The sequence below is a fragment of the Oribacterium sp. oral taxon 108 str. F0425 genome (assembly GCF_000214455.1).
Taxonomy (GTDB): Bacteria; Bacillota; Clostridia; order Lachnospirales; family Lachnospiraceae; genus Oribacterium; species Oribacterium asaccharolyticum.
In genome coordinates this window covers 141,719-155,390 of the sequence record NZ_AFIH01000001.1, presented here as the reverse complement: position 1 = coordinate 155,390, position 13,672 = coordinate 141,719, and the positions used below count along the sequence as shown (strand labels likewise).

General features: G+C 44.2%; 14 protein-coding genes, 1 pseudogene and 1 riboswitch. Of the genes and pseudogenes, 7 read left to right on the top strand and 8 right to left on the bottom strand.

Translation table 11 applies throughout. From position 1 onward, the window contains the following. Positions 1 to 85 precede the first annotated feature (85 nt). The 3 genes from HMPREF9124_RS00755 (at position 86) to HMPREF9124_RS00745 (ending at position 4,986) form a co-directional block, all read left to right on the top strand. A complete protein-coding gene (locus HMPREF9124_RS00755; protein ID WP_009428511.1) occupies positions 86 to 961 on the top strand; it encodes an AraC family transcriptional regulator in 876 nt (291 codons plus the stop codon). Positions 962 to 1,037: 76 nt separating this feature from the next. Next, the gene (locus HMPREF9124_RS00750) at positions 1,038 to 2,849 is read left to right on the top strand and encodes a glycoside hydrolase family 66 protein (protein WP_009428750.1); all 1,812 of its coding nucleotides are present in this window, start codon (positions 1,038 to 1,040) and stop codon (positions 2,847 to 2,849) included. 145 nt (positions 2,850 to 2,994) lie between these two features. Further along, complete coding sequence (locus HMPREF9124_RS00745; RefSeq protein WP_009427698.1) at positions 2,995 to 4,986, top strand: glycoside hydrolase family 31 protein; 1,992 nt, start codon at positions 2,995 to 2,997, stop codon at positions 4,984 to 4,986. On the opposite strand, the gene HMPREF9124_RS00740 is transcribed toward HMPREF9124_RS00745, so the two are convergent. The 3 genes from HMPREF9124_RS00740 to HMPREF9124_RS00730 form a co-directional block, all read right to left on the bottom strand. Continuing rightward, positions 4,983 to 6,179 carry a cysteine desulfurase family protein gene (locus HMPREF9124_RS00740; RefSeq protein ID WP_009429162.1) on the bottom strand — a complete coding sequence of 399 codons (1,197 nt, stop codon included), beginning with the start codon at positions 6,177 to 6,179 and terminating at the stop codon, positions 4,983 to 4,985. The two genes, HMPREF9124_RS00745 and HMPREF9124_RS00740, sit on opposite strands and share 4 nt — an antisense overlap. Positions 6,180 to 6,242: 63 nt before the next feature. Further along, entirely contained in the window at positions 6,243 to 7,766 is a 1,524-nt protein-coding gene (locus HMPREF9124_RS00735; protein ID WP_009429541.1) for a polysaccharide deacetylase family protein, read from the bottom strand. A 130-nt stretch (positions 7,767 to 7,896) separates the two neighbouring features. Then, positions 7,897 to 8,535 carry an ECF transporter S component gene (locus HMPREF9124_RS00730; RefSeq protein WP_009428742.1) on the bottom strand — a complete coding sequence of 213 codons (639 nt, stop codon included), beginning with the start codon at positions 8,533 to 8,535 and terminating at the stop codon, positions 7,897 to 7,899. A gap of 218 nt (positions 8,536 to 8,753) precedes the next feature. Beyond that, a riboswitch (FMN riboswitch) is annotated at positions 8,754 to 8,871 on the bottom strand. A 167-nt stretch (positions 8,872 to 9,038) separates the two neighbouring features. Between HMPREF9124_RS00730 and HMPREF9124_RS00725 the strand changes: the two genes are divergently transcribed. The 4 genes from HMPREF9124_RS00725 (at position 9,039) to HMPREF9124_RS00710 (ending at position 11,179) form a co-directional block, all read left to right on the top strand. Further along, positions 9,039 to 9,539 carry a deoxycytidylate deaminase gene (locus HMPREF9124_RS00725; RefSeq protein ID WP_009429910.1) on the top strand — a complete coding sequence of 167 codons (501 nt, stop codon included), beginning with the start codon at positions 9,039 to 9,041 and terminating at the stop codon, positions 9,537 to 9,539. A gap of 97 nt (positions 9,540 to 9,636) precedes the next feature. Further along, positions 9,637 to 10,359: an endonuclease III gene (gene nth / locus HMPREF9124_RS00720; protein WP_009429161.1), complete on the top strand. Its 723-nt coding sequence runs from the start codon at positions 9,637 to 9,639 to the stop codon at positions 10,357 to 10,359. 2 nt (positions 10,360 to 10,361) lie between these two features. Beyond that, positions 10,362 to 10,652, top strand: a complete 291-nt coding sequence (locus HMPREF9124_RS00715) for a DUF6472 family protein (RefSeq protein ID WP_009428266.1) — start codon at positions 10,362 to 10,364, stop codon at positions 10,650 to 10,652. 5 nt (positions 10,653 to 10,657) lie between these two features. After that, positions 10,658 to 11,179 carry a tRNA (cytidine(34)-2'-O)-methyltransferase gene (locus tag HMPREF9124_RS00710; protein WP_009428110.1) on the top strand — a complete coding sequence of 174 codons (522 nt, stop codon included), beginning with the start codon at positions 10,658 to 10,660 and terminating at the stop codon, positions 11,177 to 11,179. 2 nt (positions 11,180 to 11,181) lie between these two features. Here the strand turns inward: HMPREF9124_RS00710 and HMPREF9124_RS12790 are convergent. From HMPREF9124_RS12790 to HMPREF9124_RS00690, 5 genes and pseudogenes are all read right to left on the bottom strand, one after another. Further along, positions 11,182 to 11,411, bottom strand: a pseudogene (locus HMPREF9124_RS12790) (DUF3791 domain-containing protein). Further along, positions 11,408 to 11,635: a DUF3990 domain-containing protein gene (locus HMPREF9124_RS00700; protein ID WP_330367674.1), complete on the bottom strand. Its 228-nt coding sequence runs from the start codon at positions 11,633 to 11,635 to the stop codon at positions 11,408 to 11,410. Before HMPREF9124_RS00700 ends, HMPREF9124_RS12790 begins: the two are co-directional and overlap by 4 nt. Beyond that, positions 11,592 to 11,708 (bottom strand): DUF3990 domain-containing protein, encoded by a 117-nt coding sequence (locus HMPREF9124_RS12785; protein ID WP_009428346.1) that lies wholly within the window; start codon positions 11,706 to 11,708, stop codon positions 11,592 to 11,594. Before HMPREF9124_RS12785 ends, HMPREF9124_RS00700 begins: the two co-directional genes overlap by 44 nt. Continuing rightward, positions 11,705 to 11,947: a DUF3791 domain-containing protein gene (locus tag HMPREF9124_RS00695; protein ID WP_009427717.1), complete on the bottom strand. Its 243-nt coding sequence runs from the start codon at positions 11,945 to 11,947 to the stop codon at positions 11,705 to 11,707. The genes HMPREF9124_RS12785 and HMPREF9124_RS00695 overlap by 4 nt, the downstream gene beginning before the upstream one ends. A gap of 19 nt (positions 11,948 to 11,966) precedes the next feature. Then, entirely contained in the window at positions 11,967 to 13,604 is a 1,638-nt protein-coding gene (locus HMPREF9124_RS00690) for an ABC-F family ATP-binding cassette domain-containing protein (RefSeq protein ID WP_009429692.1), read from the bottom strand. Between the last annotated feature and the right edge of the window lie 68 nt (positions 13,605 to 13,672).

The window sequence follows — 13,672 nt, the reverse complement described above, 5'->3', positions numbered from 1 at the left end:
TACTCCTTTTTCCTTGTGCATATCGACCTATAGTGCTATCATATCGCTTATATTTATTGAAGTTCTATTTTCGGAGAAATGAGAAATGGGATTAATTGAATACGAACAGGTCATTCCGGAAATCAACTGCTTTTGTAAGGTCTTTCATTCACAACTCATTGAAGAAGAAAAGAAAAGCCCAACCAGTCACCCGCTTCCTCACTGGCATAGCAGTTACGAATTTAATGTCTGCATAAACGGAAGGCTGGAAAATCATATAGAAAATAAAGTCAGTTACATAGAGTCGGAGGAATTTGTTTTAATCAATCCCAATGTCGTTCATACTTCTTTCGAAGTAAGTGAGGATTACCTTGGATTTGCCGTTTTAATTCCCGAGGAATATATCCGCATGTATTTTGAAAAGCAGGATATAAAGCAAGTTCTGCTTTTTACCGAAAAAGATTATGCCCCGCATAAGGCCGAAATCTGGCAACTCTTGTACAAGCTGTATCTCTATTCCCTTTCCACCGCTTCAAACAGAATTATCGGAATGAACAGCTGTGTTTTATCCATCTTTACACTCCTCCTCTCGGAGAAAGAAGCGGAAAAGGAAAATGCCGATACCGAAGAAGCGCTTTTCGCAAAGAGCGGATCGCAATACACGGACTATGTCAACGTCCACTACCGGGAAAATATTCAGCTGAAGGATGTGGCGTCCCACTTCGGTTTTACCGCCACCTATTTTTCAAAGCTTTTTTATCGCGAAACGGGGCGAAATTTCAAATATTATTTGTCCTCTATTCGCTTAAGTCATGCTGTCTTCCTCTTAAAGTCCACCGGCCTTTCCATTACAGAAATTGCGGAAAGAAGCGGTTTTCCCAAATTGCGGGCCTTTACGGATTTATTCCTGAAGGTAAACGGAATGACTCCGAAAGAATATCGGGATCAATACCGAAAAGAAATGAAGAGGCTTCAGAAATGAAAAAAATATCCTGTTTTTTATGATATTCGTTTTTTTAACAGGTCTTATGCTGACCGGATGCAAGGAGGTAAATAAAATGCAAGCAGAAAATACTACTTCTCTCCGCTTTCACCTTAATGGAAGCGATAAAGCCAGGTATTCCCCCGGAGATACCGTTACATTGCCTTGTTCTTTGGAGATTACAGGGTATAACGGCGAAATACTGCAATTAGAAACCCTTTTATTTCATAACGAAGTCCCGGTTTCCAAAGAAGAAACGGTTCTGCAAAAAAATGAATTTATCAATCCTAAAATCAGTTTTGTTACACCGCAGAAGGACTATACCGGATATCTTGTAAAAGTGATTGTAAAGGATGAAGAAGGGAAGGAACTTGCCACAGATACAACCGCCATTGACGTTTCCTCCTCCTGGGTTAAATTTCCGCGTTACGGCTATCTCTGCGATTATGAATCTTCCATTCATTCGGAAGAGCTCATCCAGCAGATGAATCGTTACCACATCAATGCGATTGAATACTATGACTGGCATCACCTTCATCACGAACCGCTCCCGGAAGGAATGACTGCCGAAAATCTCTCCGACTGGACAGACTGGGCCGGAAGGAAAATCAGTCATGAGACACTTAGCCGCTATATTGCAGCCGCAAAAGAAAAAAATATGGTAAGTATGGCTTACAATATGATTTATGCCGGTACCGACAGTTTCTTTAAAGATGCAAACGGAAACCCTACCCCGCCCTGCCAATGGCAGCTTTTCTTCAAAGAAGGGAATCCTAAGGGAAAGGGGCCCTTCCTCTTCACTATGGGAGACTCTCCCTCCGGAGACGGGCATCTTTATTTTGTGAATCCTCTGCATCCCGAATGGCAAAATTATATCTTTGCAGAGGAAAACAGAGCTCTTGATGCACTTGGTTTTGACGGATGGCACGGCGATACCATAGGAGAGTTCGGAGAAATGACGGGTGCCGACGGGGAGCCCTTGGGTTATACGGAAGACGGTACAGCGATTTACCTTGTCAAAGATACTTACCGCAGCTTTCTGAACAACGCAAAAAAAGCCTTGGGAAAGAAATACCTCTCCTTCAACCCGGTTGGAGCACAGGGAAACGAACAGGCGAATACCAGTCATACCGATGTGCTTTATGCCGAATTCTGGCCCTGGGATGCAGCTCGTGACGGAGAACTTTTCAATACTTACCACGCAATCCTTCGAGAGGTGGAGCGAAGCCGGGAAGACAGCAAAGCCTATTCCTTTGACGGCGTCGGCAAATCTCTCACCGTAAAGGCCTATATCAATGTGGACAGCAAAGAAGAATTCATGAATGATGCAGCGGTTCTCCTTATGGATTCCGTCAGTTTTGCTTCCGGCGGAGGGCGTCTCGAACTGGGGAATGGAAACCACATGCTGCATACCGCCTATTACCCGGATGACAAAATTCTGATGAGTGATACACTTCAAAAATCGATTGTAAGAATGTATGATTTTTCCGTCGCTTATGAAAATCTTCTCCGAGACGGACAATATCCGATAGAAAATAAAGTGGAAATAAACGATACCCCTACCAGTGCCGATGGAAAAAGTTTTACCATCTGGACTTATCCCAAAGAAGACTCGGAATATCAAATTCTCCATCTGATTAATCTTCGAAACAATGATAATCGGTGGGTGGATGAAAAGGGAAAGAAAAAAGAGCCGGAAATACAGAAGGATCTGAAAGTAAAGTTTTATACCGAGCGGGAGATTTCCTCTGTATACCTTGCCTCTCCGGATTTTTCAGATTGTGAAAGCCTTTCTTTAAGTCATGAAAAAGGTACGGACAAAAATGGAAAATATATTACATTTACCGTTCCCGCTCTTCAGTACTGGGATATGATTTACATGAAATAATCGATATGTTTCATAAACCGGGAAACGATAAGATACCGGAAGATTTGTGCATGATATAGGTTTTATGCACGATATAGGTTTTGTGCTCAATATAGGTTTTGTGCTCGATATAGGATTTTTATAGAAAAAACAGGAGAGGAAAGATATGATTCAACATTACAGATTCGGTCATCCGATTCATACCGGAGCAGTGCTGGATAAGCCTACGATGGACATAACTCCCGTAAAGGATTTCCCGGGGTGGGATATTTCTCCGTCAAACGGCAGTTTAAGTAAAACGCTGTCGGAGTCTATGCGGGTATTCGGCTTGGGTGAAACAGTTCGGGGGATGAACAAAAGGGGATGGATTTACATCAGTAATAATACGGATGACCCTAATCATGACGAGGATAAACGTTCCCTTTACGCTTCACAGAACTTTATCCTCCTGGCTTCGCCCGAAGAGGAAGAAGTGGAAGGGATTTTCATAGATGATCCGGGAACCGTTCGTTTTGATATCGGCTACACGGAGCTCAACCGACTCATCATTTGTTCCGAATCCGGAAATGCGGATATTTATCGCTTCACTGCAGATTCTGCCGATGAAATTGTCCGACAGTTCAGAGCTATTACAGGGCAAAGCTATATTCCTCCTAAATGGGCCTTCGGTTTCGGGCAGAGTCGATGGGGTTACAAAAGCGAAGAAGACATTCGCGCGGTTTTTACGCGCTATCAAGATGCCTCTGTTCCTCTCGATTCCATCTACCTTGATATTGATTATATGGAGCGCTATAAGGATTTTACCGTAAATACCGAAAGCTTCCCCCATTTTTCCGACTTTGTGGAAGAAATGCGGAAAAGCCATGTCCATCTGGTGCCCATCATTGATGCCGGTGTAAAAATGGAAGAAGGCTACGAAACCTATGAAGAGGGTTGTGAAAAGGATTATTTTGTAAAAAAAGAAAATGGAGAACGACTGGTTGCCGCTGTGTGGCCGGGACGAGTTCATTTTCCCGACTTTTTTAAACCCGAAGTCCAAAACTGGTTCGGGCACAAATATCAATTTCTCTTAGAGCAGGGAATTGACGGCTTCTGGAATGATATGAACGAACCCGCAATTTTCTACACGGAAGATCGTTTAAAGGAAGTCTTTGAAGAAATAGAAAAGTACAAAAATGAAAACCTGGATATTCAATCCTATTTTGCATTCACAAATCTGGTCTCCACTCTGGGAAACAACCCTGCCGATTACAGACGTTTCTATCATGAGCATGAAGGGCAAACCATAAGACACGATAAGGTGCATAACCTTTTCGGGTTTTATATGACAAAAGCTGCAGGAGAGGCGCTACGGAAAATGGAGCCCAATAAGCGCATTCTGCTCTTCTCCCGTTCCAGCTACATCGGCATGCACCGCTACGGCGGAGTATGGACCGGAGACAACAAATCCTGGTGGTCCCATCTTCTTCTCTCTCTGCAACAGATGCCTGCTTTAAATATGTGCGGATTTCTCTATTCCGGATCGGACATAGGCGGCTTTGGCGCAGACTGTACGGAAGACCTGATGGCAAGATGGTTGAGTTTGGCTATCCTTACCCCTCTTTACCGGAACCATGCCTGTGCTGGAACAAGACTGCAGGAGCTGTATCAGTTCCAAAACTTGGAGTCCTTCCGGAAAATCATTGAACTGCGCTACGCCCTGATTCCCTATATCTACAGTGAATTCATGAAGGCCGCAGTAAAGAATGAAATGTATTTCCGTCCTCTTTCCTTTATATGGTCAAAAGACTCCAGAGCCTATGAAGTGGAAGACCAGGTTGCAGTTGGAGAAAGCATTATGCTCGCTCCCGTAGTAGAGCAGAACCATAACGGAAGAGCCGTATATCTTCCGGAAAGTATGAAAATGATTCGTTTCAAAGCATGGAATGATTACACGGAAGAAATATTGCCTGCCGGGACGCACTATGTAGAATGCAGACTTTTCGAGACGATTCTTTTCCTCCGAAAAGGGCATGTTCTTCCCCTCATCAAGCCGGCAAAAACCACTGCGGAACTGGACTATGCAAGCCTGAAATTCCTTTGCTATGATGCCGATCCGAAAGATTACACACTTTATAACGATGACGGTTTTACGAGAAATCTTCCTTTCACTTTTTAACGGGATTTTTCCACCGCTTCTTTGATTGCCTCCACCGTATACTCCAGTTCTTCCTCGGTGAGGCTTTCTTCCAGGCTCAAACGAAGGCCGGAGAATGCCACTTCATGACTTTTTCCGATAGCCAGGAGTACATGACTCGGATCTAAAGAACCGCTGGCACAGGCTGAACCGCTGCTTGCACAAATTCCCTTTTGGTCAAGGAGCATCAAAAGGCTTTGTCCCTCTATCCCGGGAATGCAGACATGAACATTTCCGGGGAGACGCTCCTGTAGAAGGGAAGAATATGTATTTTCTGCCGGAAAATCCGCTTCTCTTTTTTCCAGAGGATTCACCCCGCTGATTTCTACCCCGGGGACTTCTTCCAGAAGTCTTTTGAAAAATAAATTCCGTAAGGCAAGTTTCTTTCTTCCTCTTTCCTCCATTGTGGAAAAGGCTTCCCTTGCCGCCGCGGCGAAACCGACTATTCCGGGAACATTTTCCGTTCCGGCACGAAGTCCCCTCTCCTGTGCGCCACCATGCAATAAAGCGGGAAGCTTTAGGTCTTTTCGGATATAAAGAAGGCCGACTCCCTTCGGACCGTGAATTTTATGACTGCTTGCGGAAAGCAAATCAATCCCCATTTCTTCAACAGCAATCGGAATCTGCCCGAAGGCCTGCACTGCATCGGTATGGAAAAGAGCGCTATACCGATGGGCAAGAGAGCCGATTTCCTGCAGATTCTGCAAAGTACCGATTTCGTTATTGGCAGCCATGACGGAGACAAGACAAGTTGTGTTCTCAGACTGCTTCAATGCGTTCTCCAAAGCTTCCAAATTAAGAAAACCTTTGGCATCTACCGGAATCCGGCTGACGTTCACCCCCAGACTTTCCAAGAAAGAGGCAGTCCGAAGGATTGCAGGATGTTCGATTGTGCTGGTAAGCAAATGCTTAGGACTTTTCTCTCCCCATCCCAATAGGGATAAGAGCGCCCAGTTGTCGCTTTCCGTCCCCCCTCCGGTAAAATAGATTTCTCGCGGAGAGACATGAAGAAAAGAGGCCAGGGCTTGTCGGCCGGCCTCTATTGCTCTCTTCGCTTCTTGTCCGAAACGATAACTGGAAGAAGGATTTCCGTAAAGATCCGAAAAGTAGGGCTCCATGGCTTTTCCTGCCTTCTCGGATAAGGCGGTTGTTGCCGCATTGTCCAAATAAATCATTCCCATTGCCTCCCTATTTCTCCATTTTCTTCTCTAAGTAACATCTCTTTACACTGAAGAGTATTAATCTTCCCAGGAAATCGGGGTCGGTCTCCTCGTGTCAAAAACCTTCTTCACATCAAATAAATCGGATACTCGATCCGCTTTTCCGCTATATGATTCATATAAGCGATAGCCATCAATATTTCTTCTTCCCTGTCTTAAGAATTGGTCTCCGTATTGCATCCAAATCTGAGTAGAATCCACATTGCAGAAGTAGCGGAAACCGGCCTCCTCCAGAAGGTCGTATTTTCCATTCTCTCCCCCTTTTTTATACGGATGCCAATCTCCGATATCCGCGCCGAACGGATACAATAAAATGTCACAGGAATCCGGCAAAAGCGGCTCTACATTTCTTTTCCAACGGTCCGTATCTCGTTTGATATCTTCCAAACTGCGATTCGTAAAGTTAATGTGCCCCCAGGAATGAGAAGCAAATTCATAGCCGTCATCTTTCAACACCTGTGTGATTTTCTTAACGGTTGCTTTGTCTTCTTCAATATTCGGATTGGCCTTGTTCTTCGGATCCAGTGCGGAGGAATTCGGATCAAAGGTCTCATCCGTACGGTAACCGAGCACCCCGTTATACCCGGTAAAGGCAAGAATCGCTTTGTGCCCGTGATATGCAAAATCCGGATGTTCTTCCACAAATTCATCCAAAATCGGCACAATATCATAATCTCCTACGGAAACATTTCCATCCTTATCCGTATACTGCAGCTTGGGCTTTCCGTCCTCGTCCAGAACCATTTTGTCTGCAAAGCCGGAGCCCTGCATATAGATATAGTAATTTACATCGTCTTCCGACATCACAAAGGGCTTCTTTCCCTCCGGAAGCAGAATCTGCTTCTTCACCATTTTCTTGGTTCCGTCAGCTTGCTCCTGCATCTCCGCTATGTCGTGCATGTGCACCATCACATAGCCGCGCTCATACATTTCTTTAATGATTTCTTTAAACTCCGGAATAGTGGTCATGACAGAATTATACTGCCTTCCCTGGCGGGTGTCCTTTAAGGCCCGATCCGTATCGGTAATCAGGATGTGGAAGAAAATATGAGTGATTTGGTCCATATCCGCCGGTACAAGCTTCTCTTTTTCCGCCTCATACTCCGCTATTTTATCCGAAATGGAACTGTCCCCAGTACTATCCAAGGCCTGCAAGGTTTCTATTGCCTTATCGTAATCATACTGCTTTGCACACAGCTCCGCTGCCTGTAAGGCTTCTTCCTTTTCCGATAACGGTTCCTCTGTACTTTCTTCCGGGCCTTGATTAATCGTAATATCGCTCCCGGAGGAAAGGGGTTCTACTTCTTTCTCCCAGGACGGTCCCGTTTTCTTTCCGAAAGATAGAAGATTATGCTCTTCCATATAAGGCAGGGCAAAACGAAGTCCCACGAAGGTAAGAATAAGAAGAGCGGGTATCAAAATACCGAGAAAAATATGGAAATTCCTTTGTTGCCTTCTTTTTTCTCTTCTTATTTCCATCTTTCGGTGATGTTCTTCCATCCTCTTCCGATAGTCTTCTTCCATGAACTCTTTTTCTGTCATCTTCCCTTTCCCATCCGTAAAATCTGTATTTGCCTAAAAATTCGTACTTTTTCTATTCTACCCCGCAAATAAGATTTTACCAAGGAAATCTTATAAATTATTCCGACATATTTGCTTAAAAATCGGAATACTATCTTCTAAACTGATGCAAGACGGGAGAGAGACCCTTGTATAAGAGAAGGCAAAGGAGAACATCAATTAGGCCCTTCACAAAGGTAAACGGTAAATTGAAGATAAGCAATGCCTGCTCCATGCTCTGCACCGAGGGAAGAATGACTTGATAAAGGGAAAGAACCGTCTCCTTCGGCATGAAATTATAGTAAAAAGGATATACTACAAATAAGTTGGAAGGATAAGACACTAAAGCCATCACTAAAGCCCCGAGAACTGCACCGAGCACAGCGGCTTTCTTGGTTTTATTTTTCTGATAAACGAAGCCTGCAACTGCGGTAAAACTTGCTCCCAAAATAAAATTGGACAATTCTCCCACACCGAAGGATCCGGAGCTGAAGGAGTGCAAAACATTTTTAATCAGTTCCACCATAATGCCTGCAATCGGCCCCATGGAAAATGCGGCAAGCAGTGCCGGAAAATCCGAAAAATCAAACTTAATAAAAGGAGGCATGATAGGAATGGGAAATTCCAGCCACATTAAAATATAGGCTATCGCCCCCAAGATTCCTGTAATCGCTAAATTGCCGATTCTTTCTCTGTTCATGCTTCCTCCGCTCATTGTTCCGCTAAGTTCCGTCTTGCCAATCTTACTCATTTTCATCCTCTACTTTCTAAAAAACAAACCTCTTCATTCGTAGAAAGCGATTGACTGAACGTTTTTTGTCGGAAGGCCGCGTATCCCTCTTAAACGAGATATCGCACACTTTGTGCACGATACTCGTTATGAACAAGATATTGCACGCTTTATGCACGATACTCGTTATGAACAAAAAAGCCCTACACCAAAAGTGCAGGGCTGAAACATCCGTCTAACTCGCTCCTCTTTCATCCAGACTATACTGTTGGTATCGGAATCGCACCGATTCAGCTGCAAATGCAGGTCGCGGACTTTACCGCCAGTGGGGAATCACACCCCGCCCTGAAGAACTACAACTATAGAATACAACGATTTATTTAAAATGCAAGAGAAGAATAAAAAATATATTCCCCGTTTAGTCTGTAAAACGAAGTCTAAAAATGGTAGAATCATGAACAATTCCTTTTTGACCGATACGCATTATCCTAAAAATAAAAAAGAGAAGAAAGTGAGGAATCGGGATGAGTGAAAGTGAAAAAAGATCCGACTATATTTCTTGGGATGAATATTTTATGGGGATAGCGGAGCTGTCCGCTCTTCGTTCCAAAGATCCTTCCACCCAGGTTGGTGCCTGCATTGTTTCCGCAGATAACAAGATTCTTTCCATGGGATACAACGGTTTTCCGAAAGGCTGTTCCGATGATATTTTCCCTTGGACGAAAATCCGGGCGGAGCACGATCCCTATAATGCAAAATACGTTTATGTTACCCACGCGGAGCTGAACGCTATTTTAAATTACCGCGGCGGATCTTTGGACGGTGCAAAAATTTATGTGAATCTTTTCCCCTGTAATGAATGTGCAAAGGCCATTATCCAGTCCGGAATCAAAACCCTTGTATATAGAGAAGATAAATATGCCGATACCCCGTCTGTTCGGGCCTCCAAGAGAATGCTGGACGCTGCAGGTGTGCGCTATTATCAATATCAGGCCACCGGAAGGAATATTTCTCTGGATTTGTAAAGGGAAATGCTCCGGCGTTAAATTTTTCCTGTTAAACAGTCGGAAAGAGCAAGGATTATTTATTGCTAAATAGTATACCTTCGAGGAATCACACCCTATGTTTATTGCAAAAGAAAGTAAAAAGAAAAGAGAAGCCCGCGTTCGGGAGATTATGGAAAGGCTCGATGCACACTACGGCGATCACCCCATGATTTTTTTGCAGGCGAAAAATGCCTGGCAGCTGCTCTTCGCCACCATTTTATCGGCGCAGTGTACCGATGCCAGAGTCAATATGGTCACGGAAAAACTCTTTCAGAAATATAAAAGTCTGGAGGACTTCGCTTCCTGTGATTTAAAGGAACTGGAAGAAGACATTCATTCCACAGGCTTTTACCATAACAAAGCAAAAAACATCAAGGCCTGCGCCGCTGCCTTAGTGGAAGAGTACGGAGGAGAGGTTCCGAAAGATATCGATTCTCTTACGGCCCTCCCCGGTGTCGGAAGGAAGACGGGAAACCTTATTTTAGGAAATATTTTCCATATTCCCTCTATCGTTGTGGACACTCATGTGAAACGCATTTCCAATCGTCTCGGTCTTGCCGATTCTTCCGATCCGACAAAGACGGAATTTCAGCTCATGGAAGTGCTTCCGGAGGAATTCTGGATTCGCTGGAATACGCATATCATTGCTCTGGGTCGTACTCTTTGCACTTCTCAGAAGCCGAAGTGCGAGCTTTGTTATTTAAATGACCTCTGCCCCTCGGTAAAGGGAGACCCCGAAACCTGGAGAAGCCCCGCGGAACGAAAGAAAGAGAAGACAGCAGACGGAAAGGGGAAGTAAAAATGAATGATTTTGAGGACTGCAACGATTGTAGAAATTATGCCTATGATGAGGACGAAGATGAAGCGGGCTGTATGGCCAACTTTGATGAGGATGATCTCACAAGACTGCAAGATACCGACTCTCGTGCACACTGCCCCTACTGGTGCAGAAGCGACTCGATAAAGGCGAAGCAGAGCGGAAACGAATATGACACCGTAAAATACCAGGCCATCGGACATCTGTCTATAGAAGAAATCGCAAAAAAAGCCAGAGAGAAGCTGGCCAAACGAAAAGAAGCAAAGAATGGATAAAGAATATGAACATTGTACTGCACGAACCGGAAATCCCCTTTAATACCGGAGCCATTGGGCGCACCTGCGTGGCTACGAACACAAGGCTCCACCTGATTAAGCCCTACGGCTTTATTTTGAACAGCAAAAACATCAAAAAAGCCGGCATGGACTATTGGGAGCATTTGCAGCTTAAGGAACATTTAAGCTACGAGGATTTCCTGAAAGATATTGCGGAGGAGCAAAATTCCATTTCCACCCCAAAAATCTGGTACGCGACTACTAAGGCAAAAAGAACCTATACCGAAGTCTCCTTTTCCGAAAATGACTACATTATGTTCGGAAAGGAATCCGCCGGTATTCCGGAGGAAATTCTGGTAGAAAATGAAGAGCAGTGTATCCGCATTCCCATGCTCGAGGAAGCCCGTTCCTTAAATCTCTCAAACTCCGTGGCCATTATCCTCTATGAAGCCTTACGTCAACAGGATTTTAAGAGCCTGAAAAAGGAAGGGGCGCTGCACCGATTACATTGGAAAGAAGAGCAATAGGCTTAATTCGCCTGTTCGCTCTTTTTACTAATTTTATATTCTTCTACTAACTCATCAATCAGATATAAATCACTTCGACAATGCATATCGGAAATGCCTTGGCTTATAAGTTGATACAGCTCAGATTTATAAAAAAATCCAAGGCATTTTCTAAAGACATTTTTTCTTTCTCTGCAAAGCCTGCTATAATGCGGGCGTACTTTTTTTGTAATAAAATAGGATGAGCCGTCATACCTCTTCACTCCTATCAAAATGCAGAGCTGAAAGCGCCTTTTCTGTTCGAAAACAATACTGTAAATTAGGCTTTTCAAAGCGGAGCCTCTTTATTGCCTCTTCCTCATCAATTAAATGGTCCAAATAAAGTTCTACTGTATTAAATACCTTATCGTTTGCAATCCCCCCCAGGACGAGATCATAGCTGCTCTCTGAACGGCGTTGTATAAAACCCTTTTCCAAAATCCACATAAGGTCTGGAGTGCAGAAAATCAGGTTTTGAGATAGCAATATAAGAACCATGATAAAGAATCATAGTGAAATCCCCCAGTCCTTCATCACCCTCAAAAGTTCTTCTACAATATAATCCTTTCCCTGTGTATGGAGCACTTCATATTCGGGAATAATGTAGTTTTGGATAAGATTTTTTTCTCTGCTAAGCGCTTGATACACTGTTGCACCATCTTGATGCAGAGCCTCCGCCAGGCTTTCAATACAGAAGATTGTAAACTCCAGTTCACGATTTGTATTCTTTTTTTCTAAAGCTTCCTTCATCTCTATCTTTGTTTTTTCCTTAGTTATCTCCTGCATCATCCTCGGATACGGTATAGGTAAATCTCTTCTTGATATCCTCATCGGATGCCAGGTATTCATCATAGGTCGTAAGCTTATCAATCAGCTTTCCGTCAATGATTTCCATGATACGATTTGCGGTGGTTTCCACAACCTGATGGTCACGGGAAGCAAAGATGATGACTCCCGGGAAGTTCTTTAAGCCGTCGTTTAAAGCAGAAATCGCTTCCATATCCAAGTGGTCGGTAGGCTCGTCCAAAATCAGGACATTGGATCCGGAAATCATCATCTTGGAAAGCATACAGCGAACCTTCTCTCCTCCGGAAAGGACGTTGACCTTCTTTACACCGTCATCTCCCTTAAAGAGCATTCTTCCCAAATATCCTCTTACGAACTGGGTATCCTTGTCCGGGGAGTACTGGGTAAGCCACTCTACAATGGTGTCCTCGGAATCAAATTCCTTGGTATTGTCCTTCGGGAAATAGGACTGGCTGGTGGTTAAGCCCCACTTATAGTCTCCGGAATCCGGCTCCATTTCCCCTGCAAGAATCTGCATCAGTACTGTCTTTGCAAGCTCGTTCGGGCCTACAAGAGCCACTTTATCGGTACGATTTAAGATAAAGCTGATATTGTCCAAAACCTTTACGCCGTTAATGGTCTTTGTCAGGTTATTGACTTCCAGAACATCATTTCCAATTTCCCGGTTTGGCTTAAACTGGATATAGGGGTACTGTCTGGAAGACGGCTTAATGTCATCGAGCTCAATCTTCTCCAAGGCACGCTTTCTGGAAGTCGCCTGCTTTGACTTGGAGGCATTCGCAGAGAAACGCTGGATAAATTCCTGCAATTCCTTGATCTTCTCTTCCTTCTTTCGGTTGGCTTCCTTCTGCTGACGGACAATCAGCTGAGAAGACTCAAACCAGAAGTCGTAGTTTCCGGCAAAGAGGGTGATTTTTCCGTAGTCAATATCGGCAATATTGGTGCAAACCTTATTCAGGAAATAACGGTCATGGCTGACTACGATGACGGTATTTTCAAAGTTAATCAGGAAGTCCTCGAGCCACTCAATGGAAACCAAATCCAAGTGGTTTGTCGGCTCGTCGAGAAGAAGGATATCCGGATTTCCGAAAAGGGCCTTCGCAAGAAGCACCTTCACCTTCTCGGATCCTTTCAGCTCATTCATCATCTTATGGTGCAGCTCCGTTTCGATTCCCAGACCGTTTAGCATGGTCTCCGCATCCGCTTCCGCATTCCACCCGTCCATCTGCGCAAACTCGCCTTCCAGCTCTGCTGCACGAATGCCGTCTTCATCGGAAAAATCCGGCTTCGCATAGAGGGCATCCTTTTCCTTCATCACTTCATAGAGGCGCTTATTGCCCATGATTACCGTGTCCAAAACGGAATAATTATCATATTTAAACTGATCCTGCTCGAGAACGGACAAGCGCTGTCCGGGAGTCAGGATAATCTCTCCGGAGGTGGGCTCCAGAGCACCGGAAAGAATCTTTAAGAGGGTAGACTTTCCGGCACCGTTCGCGCCGATTACCCCGTAGCAGTTTCCTTCCGTGAATTTGATGTTTACATCCTCAAAGAGGGCCTTTTTCCCCACTCTGTAGGTTACATTACTTGCAGCAATCATGTTTTACCTCTATATTTCCTCATAAAAATACGCTATATTATCCTCCGACAATATAGCATTTATAAGGG

Excerpts from the sequence above, each read along its gene's own strand:
- HMPREF9124_RS00755 (WP_009428511.1), top strand. The coding sequence starts at position 86 with ATGGGATTAATTGAATACGAACAGGTCATTCCGGAAATCAACTGCTTT.
- HMPREF9124_RS00730 (WP_009428742.1), bottom strand. The coding sequence starts at position 8,535 with ATGAGTAAGATTGGCAAGACGGAACTTAGCGGAACAATGAGCGGAGGA.
- HMPREF9124_RS00725 (WP_009429910.1), top strand. The coding sequence starts at position 9,039 with ATGAGTGAAAGTGAAAAAAGATCCGACTATATTTCTTGGGATGAATAT.
- nth (WP_009429161.1), top strand. The coding sequence starts at position 9,637 with ATGTTTATTGCAAAAGAAAGTAAAAAGAAAAGAGAAGCCCGCGTTCGG.
- HMPREF9124_RS00710 (WP_009428110.1), top strand. The coding sequence starts at position 10,658 with ATGAACATTGTACTGCACGAACCGGAAATCCCCTTTAATACCGGAGCC.
- HMPREF9124_RS00750 (WP_009428750.1), top strand. The coding sequence starts at position 1,038 with ATGCAAGCAGAAAATACTACTTCTCTCCGCTTTCACCTTAATGGAAGC.
- HMPREF9124_RS00695 (WP_009427717.1), bottom strand. The coding sequence starts at position 11,947 with ATGAAGGAAGCTTTAGAAAAAAAGAATACAAATCGTGAACTGGAGTTT.
- HMPREF9124_RS12785 (WP_009428346.1), bottom strand. The coding sequence starts at position 11,708 with ATGATTCTTTATCATGGTTCTTATATTGCTATCTCAAAACCTGATTTT.
- HMPREF9124_RS00740 (WP_009429162.1), bottom strand. The coding sequence starts at position 6,179 with ATGATTTATTTGGACAATGCGGCAACAACCGCCTTATCCGAGAAGGCA.
- HMPREF9124_RS00735 (WP_009429541.1), bottom strand. The coding sequence starts at position 7,766 with ATGACAGAAAAAGAGTTCATGGAAGAAGACTATCGGAAGAGGATGGAA.
- HMPREF9124_RS00745 (WP_009427698.1), top strand. The coding sequence starts at position 2,995 with ATGATTCAACATTACAGATTCGGTCATCCGATTCATACCGGAGCAGTG.
- HMPREF9124_RS00715 (WP_009428266.1), top strand. The coding sequence starts at position 10,362 with ATGAATGATTTTGAGGACTGCAACGATTGTAGAAATTATGCCTATGAT.
- HMPREF9124_RS00690 (WP_009429692.1), bottom strand. The coding sequence starts at position 13,604 with ATGATTGCTGCAAGTAATGTAACCTACAGAGTGGGGAAAAAGGCCCTC.